Source organism: Phormidium sp. FACHB-592 (assembly GCF_014695795.1).
Taxonomy (GTDB): Bacteria; Cyanobacteriota; Cyanobacteriia; order Leptolyngbyales; family Leptolyngbyaceae; genus Stenomitos.
Map to the genome: position 1 here is coordinate 14721 of NZ_JACJOZ010000051.1, position 24264 is coordinate 38984.

24 protein-coding genes and 2 pseudogenes are annotated in these 24264 nt (G+C 48.8%); 16 read left to right on the forward strand and 10 right to left on the reverse strand.

Features of this window, described 5'->3' with window-relative positions:
• Window positions 1-166 precede the first annotated feature (166 nt).
• On the forward strand, window positions 167-1945 hold the full coding sequence (locus tag H6F86_RS13970) for a SpoIID/LytB domain-containing protein (protein WP_190449224.1): 1779 nt from the start codon (window positions 167-169) through the stop codon (window positions 1943-1945).
• A 129-nt stretch (window positions 1946-2074) separates the two neighbouring features.
• On the opposite strand, the gene H6F86_RS13975 is transcribed toward H6F86_RS13970, so the two are convergent.
• The 7 genes and pseudogenes from H6F86_RS13975 to H6F86_RS14005 all read right to left on the reverse strand — a co-directional run bounded on the left by H6F86_RS13975 (window position 2075) and on the right by H6F86_RS14005 (window position 7527).
• Complete coding sequence (locus tag H6F86_RS13975; protein ID WP_190449225.1) at window positions 2075-2233, reverse strand: hypothetical protein; 159 nt, start codon at window positions 2231-2233, stop codon at window positions 2075-2077.
• Window positions 2234-2995: 762 nt separating this feature from the next.
• Window positions 2996-3394, reverse strand: coding sequence for a pentapeptide repeat-containing protein (locus tag H6F86_RS13980; RefSeq protein WP_242033518.1), 399 nt, complete (start codon window positions 3392-3394; stop codon window positions 2996-2998).
• Between the two features lie 59 nt (window positions 3395-3453).
• Window positions 3454-3786, reverse strand: a pseudogene (locus H6F86_RS13985) (hypothetical protein); the annotation flags it as partial.
• A 621-nt stretch (window positions 3787-4407) separates the two neighbouring features.
• Window positions 4408-5226, reverse strand: a complete 819-nt coding sequence (locus H6F86_RS13990; RefSeq protein ID WP_190449228.1) for a hypothetical protein — start codon at window positions 5224-5226, stop codon at window positions 4408-4410.
• Window positions 5227-5311: 85 nt separating this feature from the next.
• Window positions 5312-5842 carry a cation-translocating P-type ATPase C-terminal domain-containing protein gene (locus tag H6F86_RS13995; protein ID WP_347240337.1) on the reverse strand — a complete coding sequence of 177 codons (531 nt, stop codon included), beginning with the start codon at window positions 5840-5842 and terminating at the stop codon, window positions 5312-5314.
• Between the two features lie 116 nt (window positions 5843-5958).
• The gene (locus tag H6F86_RS14000; RefSeq protein WP_190449229.1) at window positions 5959-6291 is read right to left on the reverse strand and encodes a hypothetical protein; all 333 of its coding nucleotides are present in this window, start codon (window positions 6289-6291) and stop codon (window positions 5959-5961) included.
• 93 nt (window positions 6292-6384) lie between these two features.
• A complete protein-coding gene (locus H6F86_RS14005; RefSeq protein ID WP_190449230.1) occupies window positions 6385-7527 on the reverse strand; it encodes a sodium-dependent bicarbonate transport family permease in 1143 nt (380 codons plus the stop codon).
• A gap of 343 nt (window positions 7528-7870) precedes the next feature.
• On the opposite strand from H6F86_RS14005, the gene H6F86_RS14010 reads away from it, so the two are divergent.
• From H6F86_RS14010 to H6F86_RS14050, 9 genes are all read left to right on the forward strand, one after another.
• The gene (locus H6F86_RS14010; protein ID WP_190449231.1) at window positions 7871-8611 is read left to right on the forward strand and encodes a leucine-rich repeat domain-containing protein; all 741 of its coding nucleotides are present in this window, start codon (window positions 7871-7873) and stop codon (window positions 8609-8611) included.
• A 752-nt stretch (window positions 8612-9363) separates the two neighbouring features.
• Complete coding sequence (locus H6F86_RS14015; protein WP_190449232.1) at window positions 9364-10779, forward strand: cation:proton antiporter; 1416 nt, start codon at window positions 9364-9366, stop codon at window positions 10777-10779.
• Between the two features lie 87 nt (window positions 10780-10866).
• Window positions 10867-11202 carry a cation:proton antiporter subunit C gene (locus H6F86_RS14020; protein ID WP_190449257.1) on the forward strand — a complete coding sequence of 112 codons (336 nt, stop codon included), beginning with the start codon at window positions 10867-10869 and terminating at the stop codon, window positions 11200-11202.
• Window positions 11199-12632, forward strand: coding sequence for a cation:proton antiporter (locus H6F86_RS14025; RefSeq protein WP_190449233.1), 1434 nt, complete (start codon window positions 11199-11201; stop codon window positions 12630-12632). Before H6F86_RS14020 ends, H6F86_RS14025 begins: the two co-directional genes overlap by 4 nt.
• A complete protein-coding gene (locus H6F86_RS14030) occupies window positions 12629-13051 on the forward strand; it encodes a Na+/H+ antiporter subunit E (RefSeq protein WP_190449234.1) in 423 nt (140 codons plus the stop codon). Before H6F86_RS14025 ends, H6F86_RS14030 begins: the two co-directional genes overlap by 4 nt.
• A gap of 37 nt (window positions 13052-13088) precedes the next feature.
• Complete coding sequence (locus H6F86_RS14035; protein ID WP_190449258.1) at window positions 13089-13370, forward strand: hypothetical protein; 282 nt, start codon at window positions 13089-13091, stop codon at window positions 13368-13370.
• Entirely contained in the window at window positions 13354-13635 is a 282-nt protein-coding gene (locus H6F86_RS14040; protein ID WP_190449235.1) for a monovalent cation/H(+) antiporter subunit G, read from the forward strand. The genes H6F86_RS14035 and H6F86_RS14040 overlap by 17 nt, the downstream gene beginning before the upstream one ends.
• Entirely contained in the window at window positions 13625-14206 is a 582-nt protein-coding gene (locus tag H6F86_RS14045) for a DUF4040 domain-containing protein (RefSeq protein ID WP_190449236.1), read from the forward strand. Before H6F86_RS14040 ends, H6F86_RS14045 begins: the two co-directional genes overlap by 11 nt.
• Window positions 14207-14869: a Na(+)/H(+) antiporter subunit B gene (locus tag H6F86_RS14050; RefSeq protein WP_190449237.1), complete on the forward strand. Its 663-nt coding sequence runs from the start codon at window positions 14207-14209 to the stop codon at window positions 14867-14869. It abuts the gene before it with no gap.
• Window positions 14870-14935: 66 nt separating this feature from the next.
• On the opposite strand, the pseudogene H6F86_RS14055 reads toward H6F86_RS14050, so the two are convergent.
• Together H6F86_RS14055 and H6F86_RS14060 are read right to left on the reverse strand one after the other, a co-directional pair.
• Window positions 14936-15134, reverse strand: a pseudogene (locus tag H6F86_RS14055) (IS1 family transposase); the annotation flags it as partial.
• A 122-nt stretch (window positions 15135-15256) separates the two neighbouring features.
• Window positions 15257-16066, reverse strand: coding sequence for an ion transporter (locus tag H6F86_RS14060; RefSeq protein ID WP_190449238.1), 810 nt, complete (start codon window positions 16064-16066; stop codon window positions 15257-15259).
• 218 nt (window positions 16067-16284) lie between these two features.
• Between H6F86_RS14060 and H6F86_RS14065 the strand changes: the two genes are divergently transcribed.
• Window positions 16285-16785: an HPP family protein gene (locus H6F86_RS14065; RefSeq protein WP_199305277.1), complete on the forward strand. Its 501-nt coding sequence runs from the start codon at window positions 16285-16287 to the stop codon at window positions 16783-16785.
• A gap of 5 nt (window positions 16786-16790) precedes the next feature.
• Here the strand turns inward: H6F86_RS14065 and H6F86_RS14070 are convergent, their stop codons facing one another.
• The gene (locus H6F86_RS14070) at window positions 16791-18347 is read right to left on the reverse strand and encodes a sodium:proton antiporter (protein ID WP_190449240.1); all 1557 of its coding nucleotides are present in this window, start codon (window positions 18345-18347) and stop codon (window positions 16791-16793) included.
• A gap of 124 nt (window positions 18348-18471) precedes the next feature.
• On the opposite strand from H6F86_RS14070, the gene H6F86_RS14075 reads away from it, so the two are divergent.
• The 5 genes from H6F86_RS14075 to H6F86_RS14095 all read left to right on the forward strand — a co-directional run bounded on the left by H6F86_RS14075 (window position 18472) and on the right by H6F86_RS14095 (window position 24262).
• Window positions 18472-19530, forward strand: coding sequence for a DUF389 domain-containing protein (locus tag H6F86_RS14075; RefSeq protein WP_190449241.1), 1059 nt, complete (start codon window positions 18472-18474; stop codon window positions 19528-19530).
• Window positions 19531-20027: 497 nt separating this feature from the next.
• Window positions 20028-21017: a mechanosensitive ion channel family protein gene (locus H6F86_RS14080; RefSeq protein WP_190449242.1), complete on the forward strand. Its 990-nt coding sequence runs from the start codon at window positions 20028-20030 to the stop codon at window positions 21015-21017.
• A gap of 10 nt (window positions 21018-21027) precedes the next feature.
• Complete coding sequence (locus H6F86_RS14085; protein ID WP_190449243.1) at window positions 21028-22362, forward strand: DUF2254 domain-containing protein; 1335 nt, start codon at window positions 21028-21030, stop codon at window positions 22360-22362.
• A 50-nt stretch (window positions 22363-22412) separates the two neighbouring features.
• Window positions 22413-23015, forward strand: a complete 603-nt coding sequence (locus tag H6F86_RS14090; RefSeq protein ID WP_190449244.1) for a hypothetical protein — start codon at window positions 22413-22415, stop codon at window positions 23013-23015.
• 422 nt (window positions 23016-23437) lie between these two features.
• Window positions 23438-24262 (forward strand): DUF2382 domain-containing protein, encoded by an 825-nt coding sequence (locus H6F86_RS14095; RefSeq protein WP_190449245.1) that lies wholly within the window; start codon window positions 23438-23440, stop codon window positions 24260-24262.
• The last annotated feature ends 2 nt before the right edge of the window (window positions 24263-24264 follow it).

Genomic DNA, 24264 nt, shown 5'->3' on the forward strand with positions numbered 1-24264 from the left:
CAATCAATTGGCTCTTTCTGAGCCTGAAAGTTTAGGACGCTCATCCCCTCTACTATTATTGAATGACTACAGCGCTACAGCTGCAACTGAGCCTATAGGGCACTCGGCTTCAAGCTCAGCGAGCGAACCCCTACCTCTTAATCCGGTTGTTTCTGGTGAGTCGACTGTGACGTCAGCACCTCTACTGGAACCTTCGTTTACGCCTGACGCTGCGAGCGTGCCTGGGGGGACGTTAGAAACACCTGAGGCTCCAGGTTCTTTGCATGACGACCCGCTTGCCCCGACTGTAGAGATGCCTACAACGACAGTGTTACCTCCCACTGAGTTACCTACGCTAAAGGCTACCAGGAAGCAACCGACTTCAGTACCCCCAGACATAAAGCTAATTCGCCACAAAGGTGAGGGGTACTGGCTCGAAGTGTCGCCGCCGACTGAAGCGCTTACGGTAGCATCGCCGGTACCTCCAGCAAGCCAGTCACCTCCAGTTACGACTCCAGTCGTACCGACTGCGTTACCGTCAGCAGCAGTTGTGCGACAAAGTGAGCCACAGCAGCTTTTTGTGCCACCAACTCAAACCATCGGCTACCAAGGTTTACCTGCTCCTCCTTCGGCACCTGTTGGTGGTTACATAAACAACTATTTCACGGTGGCGACTCAGTCTCATTACCGTCCTCAGCCCCGCTTCCCTCAAGCCCTTGATCTGCCGTCTTCTTTAGACCAGGTCGGGGCTTTGTTGCGTTATCCACTCCCTACTTCAGTACCAATCACGTCGGGTTTTGGTTGGCGGACGCACCCAATTACGGGCAGGCGTCGCTTCCATGCTGGCGTTGATCTGGGTGCTGCTGCTGGGACACCTGTTCTGTCTGCTTTAGGGGGCCAGGTTGTCTCTGCTGCTTACGACGGTGGCTATGGCCTGCGTATTCTCGTCCAGTCTCAGTGGGGCGGACGTTCCTTACAAACGCTTTATGCCCATTTGTCTGCCGTTACTGTGCGGACTGGTCAAATGGTTCAACCAGGTCAGGTCATTGGTCGGGTGGGCAGCACCGGTATGTCCACTGGTCCGCACCTTCACTTTGAACTGCGGGAATTTATAGACGGGCGTTGGGAAACTGTGGACAGCCAACCACTGCTGACAGCTGCAACCCAAGCAGCTAAAGCGCCTGCTCAATCATGGCAACAGAACGGTAGTGTACCTTTAGTCATGTCACAGCCAACTTCAGGTGTGACAATGCGCGTTGCTTTGGTGCAAGACGTGATTGCTCTACAGCTTGCTAGCTCTACACCTGCCTGGATTCTGGACTCATCTCAACGACCGCTTGGTATGGTGCCCGCAATGGAAAGCCTGATCACGTCTCCGAACTCTAAGGGCATTCAGCTAGGCTCGGTGCAGTTGCCGTCAACTTTTCTCATTCGACCCAGTGCCGGTGGCGCGATCGCTGTTGGTGGGAAGTGGTATCGCGGCACTTTAATGGTCACCGCTCAACCGGGCGGCTTGACCGTAGTGAACTGGGTCGCTTTGGAGCAATACCTGATTAGTGTAGTCGGTGCTGAAGCGTCCCCGTCCTGGGGTATGGAAGCGCTGAAGGCTCAGGCGATCGCTGCTCGGTCTTATGCGTTAAATCACCATATCAGTCCTGCTCACTCACTGTACGATTTGGATTCCAGCACTCGCTACCAGTCATACCGGGGCATTGACAGCGAGTTCAATACGACCGCTGAGGCTGTTGCTCAGACCCGTGGGCAAGTTATGCTCACCACAGACGGTCAAGTGCTGTTAGCTCAATATGCTTCCACTCAGGCAATTACTGACGAAGCTCACAGAGGGCTTGGTATGAGCCAATGGGGTGCGGCCTCAATGGCTCAACAGGGCTATGGCTACCGAGAAATTTTAGGTCACTATTATCAGGGCGCTTCTTTGAGTATGTTGGCTATGGGTGCCCGCTAGTCTGCAGCTACACAATGCGGTAGCTGGCTCAAAACCTTTCGTCAGCCACTGCCATAGATCGTACTGAGCGTCTTGTTGAGAGAAGCCATTAATCGCTCCAGAGTCTCTCCAGCAGTCCAATCATCCGGGTCATCGGATTTCGTGCCCACACCACCGAAGTTTTAGCTGTGCAAGCTGTCTGCTAATTTGCTTGCTCGCTAACAAGGGCAGGAAGGTAGTCGCCTGGTTCAAGTGCCGCTGCAATGCTTGCAAATAAATCGGCAGCAAAAAGGGGCTCCGACTGTTCATTGATTGTTGTTTTAAGTTGTTCGTCAAACTTCTCACTTTCTATAGAGCCTTCTTGGGTTTCCTATGCGTTGCCACAGTTTATTTGAGCAAAGGATTTGGTCGTTGTCAGAAAATGACGTCAACTCAACTACCCAGTCTTAGCAGTTGATTAGCCCCACGACTCCTGACGCAAAAGCGTTGGGACGTGCTAAGCAGGGGACGGGGGAGGCTTCAAGCCACTAAAGAACCCTTCCTTAAAAAGGGTGTCACTACTTTGCCTTACTTAGAGGTTAAGGCCGTTTTGCGGCTGTGGCAGCTTAGCCAAATCGGTGGGCATGGTACACAAAACCACTGCTTGCTAGTCGTGAGTTTGGTGGCGTTCCAGCACTTTACCTCGGTCGTGCTGCCAGGTCGGTTGGCGAGTGGTAACAGGTACTTTCTGCCTGCGCTTTGGGTCTGAAGCGGCAGAGGCTTAGTTGTTGTTAGTGACTGAGTGGAGCGATCGCTCTGTCTGCCTCTAGCACTGTGTTGCGTGCTTCTGTCTACTTTTAGCACTGCTTTTGCCCTGTTCTGACTACTCCCACTTGTGGCTTTTCCGAGGGAGGGGGAGAGGGTGGGACACTCTCCTCTTTATGGTTTCTCCTTTTCTCTACAGGTAGCATAGCCAGACCGGGCGATCATCCTTGGTGATTGACTACAGGCAGCGGTTTTAAGTGCTGAGTCTCGTTCAGCCCAAAAGTTTTGCGAAGGTTTGCAATTATTTTGAGTGTTGGTGGTCTAGGGTTAGGGCTTTTCGGGTGGGAGTCCTAGCTGTTGGCGAAAAGCGGGGCTGTAGCGGGCACCTTGCCAGTTGTCGGCTTCTTTGATTTGTTTGGTTTTCATACCTTTTGTGCCCAGAAGGCGGGCACCACGGAAGCGGGCACCCTCGAGATCGGCACCTTCAAGGACAGCACCTTCGAGCTTGGCGTCAAAGAGTTTAGCACCTTCGAGGTTGGCAAGAAGGAGGGTAGCACCACTAAGGTTAGGTTTCTGCAAGCTCAGCATCTCACCCTCTCGCTCGTGCCTCACTTCTCGTCGCCCAATGATTGTCCAGGCTGTTTGGACGTCAGTAGCTACGCCTGCTAACTGCTGCTTTGAGTCTTTTTTCCAGTTCTTCGGTAACGGCGACTTGTTCCTTATCAAAGCGGTCAGCACTTCCATAATTGTCCAATGGTCTTTGGGCGAGTCCTTGGCAATGCGCTCTAGTAAATAAATGCACCAATGCGCACGTTAAGTTCCTTGCTACCCAGTTGCTCTACCGCTTTTGCAAAGCGGTCAGCCACTAAGCGTTCGCTGTTAAGCTGTCGTTCCTGCTGTGCTGCTTCTAGTTGCTCTTGTCCAGTGCGGTAGGTCAAGTACAAACCCACTCCAGCAAATACAGTCGCCAAGACCCCAAAGGCTGAAACAACAAACTTTAAAGCGTCTAACTTGAAACTACGGTTCTCAGTGCTGAACGCTGTTTGCCAGGACTGACGTACTCTCCACCCCAGCGATCGCTCTCGCTTCAATGCTTCAATCGCCCCGTCCCAATGAACTTCCGCACTCCCTTCAGGGTTGGCTTACCACAGTTTATAAGCCCGCTTCCGAATCACCTCTTCTGTAAACGGCAAAGGTCTAGGCTGCTTAGATTTCAAGGCACATCGTTTCAGCTCACTGGCATAGCTCACTAAATTCTCACCGTAATTAACCTGCGTTGGTGCTCACGGTGAGCTAACGTCCCTTGCGCTCGACCGCATTGATCAAGCAGAAGCGAGCCGCAAGACTCGGGCACTGCTCAATTTCTAGACTCCTCCTGTGGTTTCTCATTCTTCTCTACGGGTAGCATAGGAGTATTGGGCGATCGCCCCTTTCGACTGATGTGGATGAGCAAATGATTCGGCGCAACTAGCAAATGAATGGCGTCAATCCCTGCCCCTAGAGTAGGCAAGCGTTTTGGGGCTTAAGTGTAGGATATTGATAATCCTTGGCTTGATTTGTCTCAATATCCGAAAGTCTCAAATATTATCGGTTTCAGAGTTTTAGAAAGTGTGCAACTGATTTGCTAATTGCGCAAGTTTTACTGCTCAGTTACAGCAGCAGTCGTTTCACATATCTAAAACATTACTGATGTTCACAACATTACAACTGAGAAGAGCAATAAGGGGACATAGCGTTATTCAGATAGATTTACAGAAGTAGCCTGTCAAAAGATTATAGGCGGGAGAAAGAGGCAAATAGTAATCTGGGATCGGATCAATAATGACATATTGAACTTGTTTATGACTTGTGTTTAACGTTGCCAGAATATTTTTCTGATTCAGGCTAAAAATTGTGATTCCTCTTTCAGATAAACGTTGAAACAGATAAGTAGACTGAATTTTGAGCAGTTGGCGCTGCTGATCAGGATCGAGGAAACGGTGTAGAGAGAACCTAAATTTTCGTAGGATTTCGTTGCAGGTAGGGATCTTGAATATCTGACAAAATTCAGCACTAAATCCGGCTTCGGTTTTTCCTAATGGAGTACCCTCGATTTTTTGCATAAATAAGCTTTGCTGAAAGAGAGCACTCCGGACGCGCGTCTGGAAGTGTAAATAAACAGGACAAATCTGGAGCAGCGCTTTTTCTCGCTCGTTTAACCGAGTTTCAAATTCCCAAGCTAGTTGGATACTCCTGAAGAACTGTTTTCTGGGGTTTTCTGCGCCCCAACGCCCTTCTGAACATTTTAATGCTAGAGATGAATCCGGAAAAACATCTAATTCAGAACCGTGTTTACCTAAGATGTGAATGCCTCGATTAAATTTTTCTGTGTAGGGATTGATGTTGTATTGCTCCTGGTTGTGTTCTAGCGCTGTAATGAAAGCGCTTAGCTTCTGAATGAACTCAGTCAGGCTGACAGATTGTTTCTGCAACTGCTGGTAGGTGTAAGGTGCCAGGTCAATTGTGACTTCCCCTTGGTAGCAAGTTTGAATACCAAAGGACGAAGTTGTTTCATTCATAAACAAGATAGACAGTGCTAATGGGTCATGTCTTGAACTATTTACGAGAGACATACCAGCGGATAAATAGCTTCTCTGCTTTAATCTAGACAAAGACGAGAGAACTAAAGCCAAGGCAAATGAGTAACTCTAGGCCACTCAGGTAATGAGTATTGAAGAAGTTTCGGAGTGCTTCAACATAAACAAGCATTAGTTGCAAGATAGTGGTGACGGAAACGGATAGCAGAACAGAGGGATTCGAGAAGGGGTTCACTTCTAATATCAACCGCGTATTAGAACGCATTGCCAGCGCCTGTCCCATTTGCGCTAAGCAAAGCGTGGTAAACACCATTGTTTGCCAGCGATCGCAGTCTAATAACTCACTCTGTACTTGAGCGGTATAGCCGTATGCCCAAACCATCATCAAGATGGTAATGACTACCAAAATAATGCCAATCCGTATGATGTAGGAACCTAAGCCGCTGGCGAAAATTTTCTCCTTTGGATCTTTAGGTGGTTGTTGCATGACGATCGGTCTACCAGGTTCGACTGCCAATGCCAGAACTGGCAAGCCGTCTGTGACTAAATTTATCCAGAGAATTTGCAGTTGGCTACCGAGGGCGAATAACCATGTCACCAAGCAGAAAGCCGAGCGTTGGGGACTGCAACTGAGACCCAAGTCCCGCAGGCAAGAAATACGGCTACTAAAAACCGGGGACATGCCCCGGCTTTTTAGGTCTGTGTCGTCTCGATTCAACAGCCGTCTGGCCCACAGAAACTGTGCCCGTACAGTACCTCCGCGTCACAGATGTAGATCATGCCCGCAAAATCGAGGAAAAACTTCACTGCGACCTGATCCGCAATATTCTCGGCCATATCCCGATTCGGGGTGAGCACCTCGAACTTTATATTCGCATTGGTGTCAGAAACGCTAGGTTGTCCCGACGAGCGCACGTTGCGACTGCCTTTACCGCCGGTTTCCAGAACCGTATAACCGGTTGCCCCGGATTCTTCGATGATATCGGCGATCTTTTTCAGCAGAATCTTTTCCGTGACGATGACAAGCTTTTTGGCTGGCTTGGCCATGTTGGTTACCTCCTTACCGTAATTGATCTTATATATTGAGTCGCTTGGTCTGCCGGGTCAAGGGAGAGCCGACAGACCGCGATCTATTTGGGATTAGCTGCCGCCTATCCCGCCTATTGCCTGGGCGAGTCCGAGGAAGAGCGGTATTGCCAAGCCAATCGCAATGGGTGTACCGATGGCTGTGGAGGCACCGATGTAGGCGGAGGGATTTGCCGACGGGATACCGGCTCGCAACGTGGGCGGACCTGAGATGTCTGAACTGGAGGAGGCGATGACGGCTAGGATCACAACACCGCCCAGGCTGAATCCTGTGGTGTAGTGGGCAATCATGCCGAGACCGAAGGCGATGAACCCATGCACCAGCGGTCCCACTACGCTATACACGACGTACCACTGGGCCACCTTACGTAGTTCGCCAAGTCTTGACCAAGCCTCCATACCCATGACCAGCATCAAGATCGAAAGCAAGCCGCGGAAGAGGGGATCGTAGAAGCTTTTATAGACACTTTCCGGCTGAGTGAACAGGCCAAGAGCAATGCCAAGCAACATTGCCGATAGGGCAGGACCCTGGAGGCTTTCCTGCACGATCGGCCATATTTTGACCCGATTATCCGCAGACTGCTGCTTGCTGAGATACTCTTGCCGGCTGCTGGGATAATCCTGCTGATCAGGATAATCGCCTGCCGCAACGGTCTGCTTGCTGAGATACTCCTGCTTGCTGAGAGACTCGTCTGCTGCCCTACGCTTCTTCTTGTGGTTGAGATAAATGTTGGCCACTACAATTGCCGTTACAAGCGCTGGGATATCCATAAAGGGATAGAGTGCAGCAGCCCATGCCTCGTATTGGATGTTTTGTTCTTCCAGGAGCGTCAGGGCAGCAGCCATAGTAGAGCCACTCACAGCACCAAACAAGCCCCCGGTCGCAATCGCATCCACGGTGTTAACCTTCGGCAGCTTAGCTAACGTATAGCGTGCGATGAATACAACAAGAATCCCTACTGCTACAGCAAACGCTGCAGGTAACACCATCTCTGTCAGGTTGGAATTGCGGATCGCCTGACCACCGGTCAGACCGATTTTCATGAGCAGCATGAAGACGATGATCTGAGTAATTGCCTCTGGAATTACCAATTGGCTACCGAGGGCGGCAATGACCATACCACCAATCAAAAACCCGAGTGTTGGGGACTGCAACTGCTTAACGAAGTCCATTAAAAATAAGGACAAGAAATCCACAAATACCTCCTTACGCCTCCTCTAACGAGGAGTGCTTATTGTGATAATTGAGCTTTAAAAAGTAGGGGTACAGCGCTACACCTGTACAGCACAGGTATGACGCGAGAACATGTCGGCAGGGGGTTCGGAGATGACCGCTCTCCGAATGGGGCTAGAAGGTATTGCTGTCCTACAGCGCTCCCATAGATTTTCTTCTATTAAGACTTGAATCTCTATGCGATTAAGTCTATCCTGAAGTGCACCGATTTTTGCACTCTACAACCTGAATTTGAAACATAATGTCAAATTCAAATCATAAGTTTTTCTTTTAAAGTCCTGATCTGCCTTCAAACAAGGCACCTGGTTGTCTCTAACCGTAAACGACATCGAAGACATCACCCCTCTACAGTCGCTCACTAACCTGGAGTATCTATTTCTAGACAGTAGCAACATCGCTGATCTGCAACCGCTAGCAACCCTCACGAATCTCAAAACCCTGTCGCTGTACGATAAGCGTTTAACAACCAGATCACCGAGCTTTCCCCTCGCAGACCTTAATCAGCTTTGGTATCTTGCCCTAGGCAATAACCGCATCCGTGACCTGCCGCCCCTAGCCGCTCTGAGTCAGCTTCAGAGTCTATTTGTATTTGGCAATGGGATTGTCGATGTCGCACCGTTGCAAAATTTGACGGAGCTGCGATCGCTCTCGTTCGGCAACAATCCGATCACGGATATTGCACCAATGACAAACCTAGGCGAACTTGAAGAGTTACTGCTGTTCAATACTCAAGTTACCGTTGTGTTAGGTTTTGCAAGGCTTCACCTAACCGACAAAATCAGTGCCTCTTCGTTATGCAGCGTCTTAATACCAATTTCGTATGACCTGGATAGATTCGTCGCTTGTCAGTCGGTGGATCTAATTAAATCTAAAACCTCTGTCGGTTGGGTTGACGAAGGAAGCCGAACACCCGCATCGGTTGCGCAATCGCCTTTCTTGTCTGTTGGAACGGCTTTACCCATCTTACATTTGATTCCATTGACCGCCTTGTTGAATCTAACGAAGCCGAACAGAGCAAGACTTGGCATTAGGTTCCACGCTGTTTGAAAAAACCTAAAGCAATCACTCCATACACCCCTCAAAAGAATTGGTATAGATTTACTGCTTATTGCCTTTATCGTGCACCAGCAAACCTATGCAGCCCTTTGCGCGATTATGGGTTCTTACTTTTAGCAGCACATGCCCATCTAAACGCTTAACCGTACGAAAGGCTTCTATCGAGAGGCAAGGAAATTTCAATGGTAGAAGGCGCACATCTTGGAAGTTAAGTTGTGACTTTGTAGTAATTTGATAAATCAATGCCCCATATGGATTTCTTTCATTCAGCATTTTAAGGAATGACGCAAGGCTTTTTTAGACCTCGCCGTGTTGGTTGCTCCGTCTAGTGCAAGCGTAGTGCAGGCAAAGCTTGTAAAGACATAGCTGAAGTTTGTAGTGTAAGCATCCTGTTTGCACTGCACTGACACATCCTCACTGCCAAGCGAGCGTTCTCTGCACGTTGTCACATTTTAAGCAAGGCTGCCAACGCAGCAAGCTTCATGTTTTGCCCATTCTGTATTATTGACTGCTTCACAATTTCTTACTCCAGCCATTTATTTGATTCACCTGAATGGCACTTAACAATCAAATCCATTTTGATAATCTGCGCGACGATCTTTTCGGCGGGGTGACGGCGTCAAGCGGTTGACCATGTGTATCGCAAAAGTCTTGTCGTGTAATTGTCATCGCTGGTAAGCAACTGCTGTGTGCCCCTACCAGGCAAATGCGTTTGAACCTGTTCTTACTAGAAAGCCAGACTCATGTTTTTAATCCCTGCGATCGTTCTATCCCAACGTCCGTTTCTGATCCCGCATCCCCTGCTAGCAACCGCTGCACCCGCAAACGCGTCGATCTTGCTGTCTGGCGTGCTACTGAGTTTGGTGGTGATTTACCTTGCCAGTAAATGTGGGGCTGAGTTTTCCAAACGTTTAGATTTCCCCCCGGTCTTAGGCGAACTGGTTGCCGGAGTTGTTGTCGGTGTATCGGCCCTGCATCTGGTAATTTTTCCCGAAAGCGGAATGGAAGCCTCTGATTCAGTGGTCATGACGGTGCTGCAATGGCTTAACGGGCTAACACCAGACGCATTGACCAATGTGTTCCAGTCACAGAGTGAAGTGGTTTCGGTGCTGGCAGAACTGGGCGTAATCATTCTGTTATTTGAAATCGGGCTGGAATCGGATTTACGTCAACTGAAGGAAGTTGGTTCTCAGGCAGTGATCGTTGCTTGCGTTGGGGTAGCTGTCCCGTTTACAGCAGGTACAGCTGGGCTAATGATGTTGTTTAACGTGCCAACGATTCCAGCCATTTTTGCAGGGGCAGCACTGACGGCAACCAGTATCGGCATTACCTCCAAAGTATTGTCCGAACTGGGACGGCTCAAATCCAAAGAAGGTCAGATTATTGTCGGCGCAGCGATCATTGATGATGTGTTAGGCATCATCGTGCTGGCAGTAGTTGCCAGTCTCGCCAAAACGGGCGAAATCGATGTCACGAATGTCATCTACCTGATCATAAGCGCGACAGCCTTTCTCATCGGTTCCATCCTGCTGGGCAGCATCTTCAACAAGACCTTTGTTACCGCTGTGGATAAGCTCAAAACCCGTGGCAATATTGTGATTCCGGCCTTTATTTTTGCTTTCTTCATGGCCTTTCTGGGCAATGCGATTCACCTGGAAGCCATTTTGGGGGCTTTCGCCGCTGGTCTGGTGTTGGACGAAACTGATGCCCGAAACGAACTAGATGCACTAGTGAAACCGATCGCCGATCTGCTGGTTCCTATCTTCTTTGTCACCGTAGGTGCTAGAGCCGATTTAAGTGTCCTTAATCCGGCACTCCCCGAAAATCGAGCCGGTTTACTGATTGCCGTGTTCTTGATTGCCATCGCGATCGTGGGTAAGGTTGTCACCGGTTGGGCAGTGTTTGGGCAACCAGGGATTAATCGACTGGCGATCGGTGTAGGGATGATTCCGCGAGGCGAGGTCGGTCTAGTGTTTGCCGGGATTGGCTCTGCCAGTGGTGTACTCGACAAACCGCTAGAAGCCGCCATCATCATCATGGTAATTCTCACCACCTTCCTCGCGCCACCCTTCCTAAGGGTGGCGTTTGGACAGCCCGAAGAACCACCTGCCAATGGCGAACCCTCGCTGGAGCCAGCGGCAGTCGTGAATGAAGCTTGAGATGGGAGTAGAAGAGTGAAAGGGTAAGTGCAATCCTACTCTCTCATCATCCCGCCCACCCGTCACCCCCTCTCCCCAGCCATTCTCATGTTAGAAGCCTGTATCTTTGCAACCATTCTGTGCGGCTTTTTCGGCATCATTTTCAAGCAAAATCTGGTGATGAAAATCATCGCCATGGATGTCATGAGTACGGGAGTGATTGCCTATTACGTGCTGATTGCATCACGAAAGGGCTTATTCGCTCCCATATTTTCTACAGCGAATCAGGGGAAATATGCCGATCCGGTGCCCCAGGCAGTCATTCTAACGGCGATCGTGATCGGCTTTTCAATTCAGGCACTTATGTTAGTGGGGGTGATGAAGTTGGCACGGGATAATCCGACGCTGGAAACGAGTGCGATTGAGCAGAATCATGCGCCATGAATAGACTGACAATTATCTGGATCGCCCTACCTTTTTTTGTCGGGTTTATCAGTTATTTACTGCCTCGGTACGTTCGCATCCTCTCGTTGGGAGTGGCGATCGCGTCAACAGGGTACGCCCTTTGGCTGTTTACCCAACCGCCGCTAACGCTGCAATTACTGGATAACTTTGGCGTCACCTTACTGCTCGATTCCTTGAGCGGCTTCTTCATCCTGACAAATGCGCTGGTAACAGCAGCCGTCATTTTCTACTGCTGGAACACTGGTAAGACTGCATTCTTTTATATGCAGATCATCATTCTGCATGGCAGCGTCAATGCCGCTTTTGCCTGTACCGATTTTATCAGTCTGTACGTAGCGTTAGAGGTAATCAGCATTGCCGCGTTTCTGTTGATTGCTTACCCGCGTACCGATCGAGCCATCTGGGTGGGCTTGCGCTATCTATTTGTCAGCAACGTTGCCATGCTGTTTTACCTAGTGGGCGCAGTGCTGGTTTACCAAACCAACTATTCCTTTGCGTTTGTTGGCATCCGCGGGGCACCACCAGAAGCCCTAGCGCTGATCTTTATGGGACTGCTGGTAAAAGGAGGAATTTTTGTACCGGGTTTATGGCTGCCCTTGACCCATTCCGAATCAGAGTCACCCGTCTCAGCCATGCTCTCAGGTGTGGTGGTTAAAGCGGGCGTTTTGCCACTGGTGCGCTGTGCTCTGCTAGTGGAGGAATTTGACCCTATCATCCGGATCTTTGGTGTAGGAACGGCGCTGCTGGGCGTGGGCTATGCCGTCTTTGAGAAAGATACGAAGCGAATGCTGGCGTTCCACACAGTTTCCCAATTGGGCTTCATTCTTGCCGCACCGGAAGTTGGCGGCTTCTATGCCCTGACCCACGGGTTAGTCAAAGCAGCTCTCTTTTTGATTGCGGGAGTTCTCCCCAGTCGCAACTTTAAAGAACTGCAACATCAACCCATTCACACGCCGATCTGGATTGCCCTGGTAATCGCCAGTTTTTCAATTTCAGGCTTTCCACTGTTATCTGGCTTTGGGGCAAAGGTCTTAACGATGAAAAGTCTGTTGCCCTGGCAAGTGGTTGGTATGAACGTTGCAGCACTGGGGACGGCAATCTCCTTTGCCAAATTCATTTTTCTGCCCTATGAACAACAGGCGCAACAAGAAAAGATCCAGTCTGGTTTTTGGGCGGCGAGCGCCCTGCTTATCGGCAGTCTCTTTCTAGCAAATGTGGCGTATTACGAAGCGTACAGTTTGGAGAATATAATCAAACCGCTGGCAACGATCGCCCTTGGTTGGTTGGCATATCTTTTGGTTTTTCGGCGAACCACTGTTAAGCTACCGCGTCTATTGGAGCAATTTGATCACCTGATTGGGGTAATGAGTTTGATGTTGATCCTACTCTTCTGGATGGTGCTGGCATGAGCAGCTATCTCAATCTCATGCTGCGACTAGTCATCTGGTTTTTGCTGACTGCTAATTTAAGTCTGGCAAATATCGTTATTGGCGTTTGCGTTGCCCTCCTATTACCCCGTCGACGCACGGCACCCGGTGCCTTAAAGGATTGGCTACGGGTGTTATGGGAAATCATTGTGGCAGTTCCCCAGGCCTATCGGGAAGCCTTTGAATTGGTGCTCCGTCCTCATACAGAGGAAGTGGTCATAATAGAACGCGTCAAGCCAAGTCGAATTTCTTCAAAGGGGGCACTGCCAAGCCCCGGACTAATCTTTCTGGATATCTTTCTGATTACGTTCACACCCAAGACCATTGTCTTGAAGTACCACGAAGAGGGCTGGTATGAAGTTCATCGAGTGCAACAGCGGCAGGGAAAAGGTAAGAGGTAAGAAGATAACATGCTAGAGAAGCAGAGATATGGCAATGATGAATGTGATACTGATTGCGATGCTTCTGGCGTTGCTCATTCCCCTCTACGAAGCGTGGCAGGACGAGGACATCTGGCAGAAGATGCTAGCGTTCGCCAGTATTGCCACTAAAACATCCGTAATGATCTTAGTGATCTCTGTTTTTCGTGGTGATTGGATGATTGGAGTCGTCGGCGTGATCATTTTGAGTGTGGGAAACGCTGGCTTAATGCTGCTGGCACACGTGATCAAACGACTCAATGACGTAGCAATGGGAAACAACAATGATCAATCTTTTTAGTTACCTTTGCATCGGTGTTGGCATCGTTTTCTGGTTTTGGGGCACCTTGCCTCTCCTGGGTAAGCGATCGCTCCTATTTAAACTGCATAGCCTTTCAGTTGCCGACACCCTCGGCTCGATGAGCATTATTGTTGGGCTGCTGCTGAAGATTCCTAGTCAATGGTCATTGCTCGTCCTCGCGCTGCTTTCCCTGGCAATCTGGAATACAGTGCTGGGGTATGTGCTGGCGTACTGCTCTAGCAGTGGAGGGACAGATGGACGCTAGCTACATCTATGTCATTATCGCTTTACTGCCGTTAGCAGCAGTGATGCTTACCGTTCAGGTCAACCCCTACCATGCCCTAGTCATTCGTGGCATCCTGGGAGCGGTCGCAGCCCTGGTTTATGCGGTTTTGGGTGCCGCCGATGTAGCCTTAACCGAGGCATTGGTCGGCACTATGCTGGCAATTACACTTTATGCGGTAGCAGTGCGTTCCTCCCTGGTCATGCGGGTCGGTATACTCAAAGATGAATTAAGCCAAGTAGGTCAGCCTCCCTTCGCCCCACTACTGGCTGACTTAAGAACCATTGCCAGCAAGTACCATCTGCGGTTGGAATTGCTCCCCTATCCCGATCCAGCGTCTCTACATCAGGCATTGATGGAAAAAGAAGTACATCTCACCTGTATTGAGCGAGCGCCCCAAATCGATCAAGCTACTGCACCGGAGTCGAGACCAGAACTCTATCAAACCATCACGCGCATTCGCCGCCTTTATGACATCCTGAAAACCGAACTGACATCACCCACCATGTGCCTGACCTACATCACAGTACAAGACTCAGGAGAAAAACATTAAATGAAATGGCTTTACATTGCAGCAGGCATCGCCCTCTTCATTAAGTTCCTGATCATGCCCAACGCGAGCGCAGCGGTGCTCGATCAGTCGATCGTGGCAGCGGTTGTGCAGGATAGCGGCGTACCCAATGCAGTGTCGGGCATCATTTTCAGAAATCGGCTATATGACACGATCTTTGAAGTGATCGTCTTTACGATCGCCATTATGGGTGCTCAATTTCTGCTGTCGAACGATCGCCCCTTTTGCACCATTTATCAGTTCACTGATCAACCCTCAATTGTGCTGGCACAGTTGGGCGCGACTATTGCCGCGATCGTCGGCATCGAACTAGCCATTCGGGGGCATCTCAGTCCGGGGGGTGGCTTTGCTGCTGGAGTCGCAGGTGGAACCGCGATCGGTTTGGTAGCAATGACTTCATCCTCCCACTGGATGGAGTCAATTTATCAGCGCTGGCACACTGCTACATGGGAAAAGGTTTCAGTCCTGGTGTTCATTGTCTTAGCGGTGCTTACACTGATCGGGTTTGAATTACCCCACGGCGAATTAGGCACACTGGTTAGCGGTGGAGTCGTGCCCCTGCTCAACATCCTGGTGGCAATTAAAGTTGCACTGGGTTCATGGACAATTGTGCTGATTTTTATTCGCTACCGAGGATTGCTGTAGCTCAGACATATCAAACTGAGGGTAGCGCTACATAAGTAATGAAGCATTGTAGCGATGACTGAAAAATCAAATGGCACCGCAGTCATTCTGTAAGGGTTTTGGAAAAGGATAAGGTTTTTTGGGCTAACCGGGATACTCTTTGCCTCAGAGTGTTGTTGAAGCGCTCAATGTACCTGGTTTTTCCCGTCTCTTTGCCTACCGCCTAATGACGCTTGCTGGGTAGAACTGCTGCATACGTTGCCCAAAAGTCTGTATAGGCGATCGCGAGTCAACTTTCGCTTAATTATTCTGACGATGAAGAAGCTCGCAAAAACGATTAACGCCAGCACAATATTGGGCAGCAAAACAAGAAGCCATTTGCCATTGCCTGCATTTTCTATCTGAAATTTAGCGATCGCTACGCTGCAAGTTCTGGATTTCGGTTCGTAAGGCGATAATTTCGGTTCGCAAGGCCTCGATCGATTTCGCTCCAGCTAGTTCAGCTTCGTCGTCATCAGCATCCTGCCCAACAAAAAAGGTTGCTAGTGTTGCGGTCACATAACCAAACATCGCAAAAGCATAGAGCGCCAGCAGAAAAAATAAAATGCGACCTTCTACCGTCTGCGGGCTATAGTCTGAGCCCATTGTGGTCATTAGCATCGCTGTCCACCATAGAACGGTGCCCAAGTGATCAAAGCCAGACGCACCGTTCGTTTCTTTCTCAAAGGTGTATAGCCCAGCCGCGCCTACAATGGTGACGATCGCGGTTAGCAGCACGACGTAGCCAAACCCACGTCGGGTAAAGTTTGCGGCTAGTGATCGCATACTGCGATTGGTTCGCGTCAGCACCCGCAGCAACTGTAAACCCCGCATTGCCCGTGTTGTTTGCAGCACCCGGAGAACTCTGACGATCCGCAATGTCCTAAGGGCAGGGAGCAGCAGTGAGATTGCGGTTAGCCACTGCGCTTTGAGATACGCTATTTTGCGAGGAGCGAGGAGCAGCTTAACGCCAAACTCGACAATGAAGATGATCCAAATTGTGATGCTTAAACCGTCTAGAAATGGATTTAAGCCATCGGTAAGTTCAAGCACAAACAGCGCTAACCAGATAAAGCTGAGTACCAACAGCGGTACATCAAGCCATTCTTCAAGCTGCTGCAAAAGCTCAGAGCGTTCGTGTTCAAGGGCTTGTTTTTCAGAAAGCGTTGGTAAATTCATCCGCAGGTTAATTAGTTAAACGCAGGCGTGCACAAAGAGCTGATGCATTTGTCCTTATTAATCTCCTAACGCTAGCAATTTATTCCCTCTAGAGAGTGTTGTGTTTTGCGGGTGGCTTCGCTAAAAATGTGGGCTGAAGTGAATTTAATTAAGATCAAGAACCTATTTTGAGCAAGCGATCTCCGCATCAATCCGATCATCACTCTGAGAAAGCCAGTTTGAAACCCATCAAAGGTGCCGATCGTTCACTGCGAAGCCGCTTGAGTTTACAGGGTGAATTTGCTTTGGCGCTAGCTCCAACAGTGGTGATTCTGGTAGTTCTAGCCTTTGTCGAAGCCCTCAGCCGTCAACGCCTGTTGTTTGCGTCCTTAGCCTCTAGTGCGTTTCTCATCTACCTAGATCCGCAACATGGCACCAATACCGTTCGGACACTCACAATTTCTCAACTGATGGCAGCGACAATCGGCTTAGTGACTTACCTCCTCTTTAATTCCAGTTACCTGGGAGCAGGCATCGCAATGGTTTTGACCATCACTCTAATGATCTTGCTGGATACCGTGCATCCCCCCGCGGTGGCAACGTCCCTCAGTTTTGCCTTGCGAGCAGGTAATGAAACCAATTTAGCGCTGTTTGGGTTGGCAGTTGGTGTGATTGCGCTACTGATTGTCTTAGAACGCTGTGCGCTTTGGCTACTAGCGTATTACAGTCGATCGCGCTGAATTTATTAAACCTCTTCTGAAAAGTCTTGCTGAAGAAAGGGCGCTAGTTCTCGGTTCAGTTGTCCGGCTCGGACAAATTCGGCATAAGTATCTGCCTCAACTGCCAGCAGTTCTAGCCTGAATTGTTCAGCAGCAAACGTGCGTAAATCCGGATGCTCGTCTTGCAAGGTATCGATCTCTTCCTCCAGACGCCCAATTTCTCCTTGAATCAGAGTCTCCTGATAGCGGTAGAACTCTGGCTCAATAACCGGTCGATCTGTAGCTTGACCAAGATGCTGTAACACACGTTTCAGCGCTGCTAAGCGAGCGCTCGCTTCTGTAAATTGCTGTTGCAGCGGTTGCTTTCCTAGCAGATTGAGCCATTCCAGTAAGGGTTTAATCGTCAAGCCCTGCACCAGCAGGGTGAACAACACCGCCCCAAATACAGTGGCAATGATTTCTTCACGATCGGGCAGGATGGCAGGCACACTCAACGCTAGAGCAATTGACACCGATCCTCTCAGCCCACCCCAAAGCAGCACGCTTTGTTCTTTAAGTGGCACCTTAGATTCACTAAATCGGTTACTCAGAGCACTCAAGCTATAAATGGCGATCGCCCGTGTCGCCACCATCGTTAGCAGCGTAATTGCAATGATATCGAGGTTTTGTCCCAGGATATGGAAGCGGATTTGATCGCCGATCAGCAGGAAGACAATCGAGTTAACGAAAAACGCTAGAAATTCCCAAAACTCACTCACAATAACCCGCGTCCGAGGGTTCATACCAATGCGAGAACCAAAGTTCCCCAAGATCAAGCCCATCGTCACGACACCAATCACCCCAGAGCCACCTAAATCCTCAATGATTAAATAGGTGCCATAGGCAGAGACTAACGTGAGCGATTGCTCCACCAGAGGCAAGTCAAACCGTTGTGTCAGGTAAGAAATCCCAAAACCAATCAGGCTAGCCACTGCAATGCCGATGCCTACCACGCGCACAAACTCAAGCACAGCCGATGGAATGGAAAGATCTGCGGTGCCCAGCGGCAGGGCAACCAGAAAACTGAAGGCAACGACTGCCATGCCATCGTTAAAAAGGCTTTCCCCTTCCATCAAAAGGCTGAGTCGGCTGCCCACACCCAGTTCCCGAAACAACGCAATGACTGAGACGGGATCAGTAGCAGACAGACTTGCTCCGATCAACAGTGCTGTTGTAAGCGGCACTCCTGCTAGTTGATTCAGCCCCAGTGCCATGCCTGCGATCGCAATCATGACCCCAAAGATGGCATAAAGACAAATGGGTAAGAGTTCCTGCTTCAGTTCTGACCATTTCAAATTCCATGCCGCTTCAAATAGCAGCGGGGGCAAAAAGATGGACAGGATCAGCTTTGGTGATAAATCCACCAGGCGCACATCCACAAAAGCCAGCCCCAAACCCACAATCACTAGCAAGAGGGTGTAGGGAATTTGACGAAACCAGCTTAAAATGCGGGGCAAGGTTGCCACACTTAAGGAAATCGACAGCACCAGCAAAAATTGCTTCAGGTTTGTCTCGATCGTCATTTCGCCTAACGTTGCATCCATTGACCACTGCTCTCCAAACAATCAAACCGTTATCATCTTCAGCCTATTGGACCACGACCGCTACAATCACAGGTGAAAGGTTGGGCAAAAGTCAGAATCTTAGCCTTCTGGGAGGAATCGGGATGTGCTAACAAATATCCGTGAGCGCTTCAGAGCCTTCAGAAATCAGGGAAAGAGCCTGATTCTGTCGCAGCAGCTTCAAACAGAGCTACTGGCAGAATCGACGCCTGATCCGTCTTACCTCATCTTGACTGTCAGTTCCTGCGCGATCGCCACCTTTGGTTTGTTGGCAAACAGCACGGCAGTGATTATTGGCGCGATGATTATTGCACCCCTGATGCTGCCCATCCGCGGACTCGCGTTTGGGGCACTGGCAGGCAATGTCGTGCTCTTTCGACGTGGCTTGGTTGCAGTTATTGTAGGGACTGCACTGGCAGTCGGGCTTGCCTGGGTGTTGGGCAAATTGGTTGGCATCGCCAATTTTGACAGTGAAGTGTTAGCAAGATCTGAGCCCACGCTGCTTGATTTAGGCATTGCCGTTGCGGCGGGGGGCATTAGCGGCTACGCAAAAGTGCAACCCAAAATCTCAGCCAGTCTTGCCGGGACAGCGATCGCAGTGGCCCTGATGCCCCCTCTTTGCGTGATTGGCTTGGGACTATCTCAGGCTAATTGGAGCCTGAGCCAGGGAGCGCTGTTGCTCTATCTCACAAACCTGTTGGGCATTACCCTCTCCTGCATGGTCACTTTTCTACTGGCGGGCTACGCTTCTTTTCACCACGCCCGTAAGGTACTTGCTGGCATACTGGCTTTTACCGCGATCCTGCTGATTCCTTTAGGATTTAGCTTTGCTCAACTGGTAAGGCAGGCACAGTTGGAAGCCAGCCTACGACAAGCACTCTTAAATCGCACCGTTACCTTTCAACGGTTGGGTCTGGTGAGCAGTACCACAAACTGGTTAGCTGATCCCCCCGAAGTTCGGTTAAATGTACGTGCTAGAGAACCGCTTACACCCAAGCAGGTTGCTCTCTTGGAAGAGTTTGTGCAACGTGAAATGGGGCAGCCTTTTACACTGATCTTTATAGTTGCACAGGTCGAAGAGATCCGCCGAGAAGGTACCAATCATGACAGCAGTACTGTTCGTAAGCAGCCCGAAGGGAACGACCGCACAAGAGCCAACGATTAAAATCAAGTAGCTGCCCTTAAAAATAGATTTCTTCACATTCAGGGATTAACTGATGCTGATTTCACCTAGCTCTTACTGCTAATGGCTCTAAAACTAGGATTAATTCTTTGGATTTACGATCAATGCAACTATTACAATTTCCTGCTTTTGTAGTGCAAAGTTAAAGAGTGAAATCAGGATGAAATATTGCTCTGTCTTTTGAATACAAGTGCTGCAAGTGGCTTGCACTAAAGGTTTCATAAAAAATGAAATCAGCATGAAATCTTTTGCGACTTTTAGACAGAGATTTTTAGTCTACCGTAAGCGTGAAGAAAAGAGCACTTTGAATTCTTATATTGAAATGACCAAAAACACTGAATTAACCGGATCGAAATTCGGGTTTGAAGGATTAGACAATTGAATCTAATCGCAAACGGATTGATTTGCTTTTGAAATTTCAATGAGTAGAAAAGACATTTAAGCTGGAGATTATCAGCAGAGCCGCTTAAAGAGAAGTTATGAATTTAGAAATATCTACAGCTTGGGCTAAAGTTCAGGGGATGCTTAATAGTGCGATCGCCCTGTTGCCGAATATTGGCTTAGCACTCATTGTCTTCCTTCTCTTTGTGCTTGTAGGAGGATGGATTAAAAGGTTAGTCAAACGCTTAACTCGCAATCGTCGTCAAGCTCGTAACGTGGGTATGGTGCTGGGACGCTTAGCTCAAGGGTTCACAATCCTGTTGGGTTTATTTATAGCGTTATCCATCGTCATTCCTACCTTCAAGGCAGGCGACTTGGTGCAACTGTTGGGGATTAGCGGGGTGGCGATCGGCTTTGCGTTCCGCGATATCTTGCAAAACTTCTTGGCAGGGATCTTGATTCTCTTAACCGAACCTTTTCAGATTGATGACCAGATTGTGTTTAAAGGTTTCGAAGGTACGGTTGAAAATATTGAAACCCGTGCCACTACCATCAGAACCTATGACGGTCGTCGCATTGTGATTCCTAATGCTGAGTTATTCACTAATTCAGTTACAGTCAACACAGCTTTCGACAATCGCCGTTTGGAATATGACATAGGCATTGGCTATGGCGATGACATTGATCGCGCTAAACAGTTGATTTTAGAAGCAATGGCTAGTGTGGATGGAGTTTTAAAGAGCCCTGCGCCGGATGTCTTAGTGATGGAATTAGCAGGTAGTACTGTGAACATTCGTGCCCGTTGGTGGATTAACCCACCGCGGCGGGCTGCTGCTCTTGATATGCAAGACCAGGTGCTGACCGCTATTAAGAACACACTGACTGCTAACGGCATTGACCTCCCCTTCCCCACTCAACAAATCCTTTTTCATGACCAAACCGAAGAAACCGATGGTGATCGCTCTCGTCAACGCGAAGGCTGGCCTGCGGGCAAACATGAGGTGCCTAAGCCCCGAAACATCAGCGGCTCTTTGCGGCAGCTAGCTGTAAGGCGGGCACAGAGGAACGGTAACAACTCCACTCAGTAGCAGATGCGTTATGAAAAATGTCAAGTGGAGCAAGTTGTGGGATTCGCTCCACTCTAGTTATTGGTTTTTGCCAACTGTGATGGCTGTGGCGGCGATCGGTCTAGCATTTGCCATGTTAGCGATTGATCGAGCGTCTCAGGGTTCAATGAAGCAGCTTAGCTGGATTTATACGGGCGGACCTGATGGGGCGCGGGCATTACTTTCAGCCGTTGCCAGTTCGATGATCACGGTTGCTGCAACAGCCTTTTCAATCACGATTATTGCGCTTCAGCTTGCCGCTTCTAATTTTGGTCCCAGATTGCTGCGCAACTTCATGCAGGATACTGGAAACCAGTTGGTACTGGGTACTTTCATTGGCACCTTTATTTATTGCTTACTGATTCTGCGAACCATTCGGGGAGAAGACTATGCTCTCTTTGTCCCTCAGGTAGCGGTAACTGTGGGTATTTTGCTGGCGATCACTGGCGTAGGAGTCCTGATTTACTTTATCCATCACGCTTCCACGATCATTCAGGCATCTCACGTTATTGCTGGCGTGAGTCATGATTTAGATGAGGCGATCAAGCGATTATTTCCAGAAAAGCTTGGGCATAGTGTTTCGACAAAAGCAGGTCGGTTGATCGAAGACATCCCGGCAAATTTCGACTTAGACGCTTACCCAGTCAAAGCCTTGAAAACTGGCTATCTCCAAGCGATTGATAACCAAGAATTATTCAAGATTGCCTGTAAACATGATCTGCTGTTACAGCTTCAGTCTTGCCCTGGTCAGTTTATTGTCCAGGGTAGCGATCTAGTGCTGGTTTATCCCGACAAGCACTTATTTGCAAAACTGACGAAACGACTGAATGATGCTTTTATCGTGGGCAATGAGCGCAATGAGCAACAGGATGTAGAGTTTCCGATCAATCAACTGGTTGAAGTTGCGCTGCGAGCTATTTCTCCGGCGGTAAATGATCCGTTTACAGCCATTCGTTGCATTGATCGGCTTGGTGCTGGCTTGTCTCGCCTTTCCCAACAAGAGTTCCCTTCCCCTTATCGCTACGATCACCAGGGAACCCTGCGCGTGATTGCTGAGGGCGTCACGTTTGAAGCGTTAGTGGATGCTGCCTTTAATCAAATCCGGCGCTATGCCCAGTCGGATGCTGCCGTCACCATTCGTTTGCTCGAAGCGATCGCCACTATTGTCTCTACTACCGGCAATGCGAAGCAACGAGCAGTTTTGCGTCGTCATGCTGAAATGATTCAGCGCGGAAGCAGCGAAGGTTTATCAGAAGCACTAGATCGGCAGGCTATAGAGCAGCAATATGACAAGGTTATGACTAAGCTGGCTCAGCAAAGCCAGTAGGTTGAGCGATCAAACCAGAAACATACTGATGATTTATAAGAGCAAGACTAATGTTTAGTTTCAACTGGCAAGGATATAGAACAACGGCCTGGATTGGCGAAGCTTTACTGGCATTGACAGTGGTTGCTGCATTGATTCAGGGGCATTGGAGTAATGCTCTAGCACTGGTCTGTTTTCTACTAGCATTCCTGGCTTTTATGCTTCTAGCTAAACAGCTACCCACGTTATTTGATTTGTTCTTCATCGTGGCTGCTCTCCTAAATGCAGGCGGTTGGGTATGGGGATGGTTTTACCTACCGGGAATCTATGATGAGGCAGTTCATGGTTTTACCATGTTTGCGATTACTTTAGCACTCAGTTTTCTCACCTATGGTGCACTTCTGACAGCATTTCATGATCATAAACTGTTGTATTTAGCCGCGATCGCCAGCTTTGGCATTGCTATTGGAGCACTTTGGGAAATTGCAGAATGGGCAGCAGGAAATGTTCTTTCGACTCCAGTCATTGGTAGTGTAGACGATACCGTTATTGATCTAGCGATGGATACCCTAGGTTCTGGGCTAGCAGCACTAATTAGCTTATGGGCACTGGAAGAACGAGTACATTCTAGGGTATCACCCCATCGGCGCCCCAAATCACAGAGCCATTTCTAAATTAGCTTTGCTAGATTGAGCCAGCGCCTTATCCAAGTCCATCCTTCAGGTATTCCTTTATAGTTCAGCCTTACTTCTGGCAATCTAGCAAAGCTTCTATAGGCTCAGCTCTTCTTAGGCATCAAAATACTATATTTTCAAGGAGCTAATAAATTTAATTAGCTCAGAGCAAAATGCTATGGTTCTTTTGTAATGCCACCTTTAAAAATTTTTAATTTTGTCATGAAAGCGAGCAAGTCATAGTCTTTTTTGCTTTCATGGCATACACAATCTTAAGAATATGATGCTTACTACATAAGGGTTCTGCTCTTATATACTATCGATACAAACGAAATTTATTCTATCTCTTTCGATAGCAAGATTTATTAAATTTAGATCATTTCTAATATAGACATAAGCAAATAAGTTTGGAGGAAACAAACATGACTTTAGTAAAACTCAAAGACTTTTATCCCAACTCGCATGAAGATTCATCTAATGTAGACGACATTAAAGACTTTGATGTCTATACTCAAAGCGATGAAAAGATTGGTTCAGTTGAGCATATCTTAGTCGATGGCAAGAGTGGTCAATTCCGCTACTTTGTGGTTGACACGGGCTTCTGGATCTTTGGCAAAAAAGTGTTGTTGCCGGTGGGACGTGCTGTTATTAAGCACAGCGATCGCCGACTCGAAGTAAAAGGCTTAACAAAACAACAGGTTGAAGATTTGCCTAACTTCGATGACCTTGAGAAAGTAGATTACGACTACGAAGAACAGGTGCGCGGGACGTATCGCCCTGCCGCAGGCGCTGTCACCTACGATCGCGATAGCTATAACTATCAGCAAGACCCGTCTTTGTATGACTTAAACGATCGCGATCATCAAAGCTTAAAGCTCTACGAAGAGCGGCTCATTGCTGATAAGCACAAACAGAAAGTTGGAGAAGTTTCGATTGGCAAACGAGTCCAAACAGAGACAGCACAAGTAGCTGTTCCCGTTGAGAAGGAGCGTGTTGTGATCGATCGATCGACTCCATCTGCAGGCACTGTTGTTGATCCTAACAATGTCAACTTTGGTAGCCAGGAAGCAGTACGGATGGAAGTTTACGAAGAAACCGCTGACATCCACAAAGAAGCGTTTGTGCGTGAGCAAGTTAACGTCAGTAAGGTTGTAGAAAAGGATACTGTGAACGCTGAAGAGCAAATTCGTCGGGAAGAACTGGATCTAGATACACAAGGTCGTCCAGTCATCGATAACCGCCGTTAACG

What these genes read in the sequence shown, in the direction of transcription:
- H6F86_RS13975 (WP_190449225.1), bottom strand. Translation starts at nt 2,233, where the DNA reads ATGAACAGTCGGAGCCCCTTTTTGCTGCCGATTTATTTGCAAGCATTG.
- H6F86_RS13990 (WP_190449228.1), bottom strand. Translation starts at nt 5,226, where the DNA reads ATGAATGAAACAACTTCGTCCTTTGGTATTCAAACTTGCTACCAAGGG.
- H6F86_RS14000 (WP_190449229.1), bottom strand. Translation starts at nt 6,291, where the DNA reads ATGGCCAAGCCAGCCAAAAAGCTTGTCATCGTCACGGAAAAGATTCTG.
- H6F86_RS14015 (WP_190449232.1), top strand. Translation starts at nt 9,364, where the DNA reads ATGTTTTTAATCCCTGCGATCGTTCTATCCCAACGTCCGTTTCTGATC.
- H6F86_RS14020 (WP_190449257.1), top strand. Translation starts at nt 10,867, where the DNA reads ATGTTAGAAGCCTGTATCTTTGCAACCATTCTGTGCGGCTTTTTCGGC.
- H6F86_RS14025 (WP_190449233.1), top strand. Translation starts at nt 11,199, where the DNA reads ATGAATAGACTGACAATTATCTGGATCGCCCTACCTTTTTTTGTCGGG.
- H6F86_RS14030 (WP_190449234.1), top strand. Translation starts at nt 12,629, where the DNA reads ATGAGCAGCTATCTCAATCTCATGCTGCGACTAGTCATCTGGTTTTTG.
- H6F86_RS14035 (WP_190449258.1), top strand. Translation starts at nt 13,089, where the DNA reads ATGAATGTGATACTGATTGCGATGCTTCTGGCGTTGCTCATTCCCCTC.
- H6F86_RS14040 (WP_190449235.1), top strand. Translation starts at nt 13,354, where the DNA reads ATGATCAATCTTTTTAGTTACCTTTGCATCGGTGTTGGCATCGTTTTC.
- H6F86_RS14045 (WP_190449236.1), top strand. Translation starts at nt 13,625, where the DNA reads ATGGACGCTAGCTACATCTATGTCATTATCGCTTTACTGCCGTTAGCA.
- H6F86_RS14050 (WP_190449237.1), top strand. Translation starts at nt 14,207, where the DNA reads ATGAAATGGCTTTACATTGCAGCAGGCATCGCCCTCTTCATTAAGTTC.
- H6F86_RS14060 (WP_190449238.1), bottom strand. Translation starts at nt 16,066, where the DNA reads ATGAATTTACCAACGCTTTCTGAAAAACAAGCCCTTGAACACGAACGC.
- H6F86_RS14070 (WP_190449240.1), bottom strand. Translation starts at nt 18,347, where the DNA reads ATGGATGCAACGTTAGGCGAAATGACGATCGAGACAAACCTGAAGCAA.
- H6F86_RS14080 (WP_190449242.1), top strand. Translation starts at nt 20,028, where the DNA reads ATGAATTTAGAAATATCTACAGCTTGGGCTAAAGTTCAGGGGATGCTT.
- H6F86_RS14085 (WP_190449243.1), top strand. Translation starts at nt 21,028, where the DNA reads ATGAAAAATGTCAAGTGGAGCAAGTTGTGGGATTCGCTCCACTCTAGT.
- H6F86_RS14090 (WP_190449244.1), top strand. Translation starts at nt 22,413, where the DNA reads ATGTTTAGTTTCAACTGGCAAGGATATAGAACAACGGCCTGGATTGGC.
- H6F86_RS14095 (WP_190449245.1), top strand. Translation starts at nt 23,438, where the DNA reads ATGACTTTAGTAAAACTCAAAGACTTTTATCCCAACTCGCATGAAGAT.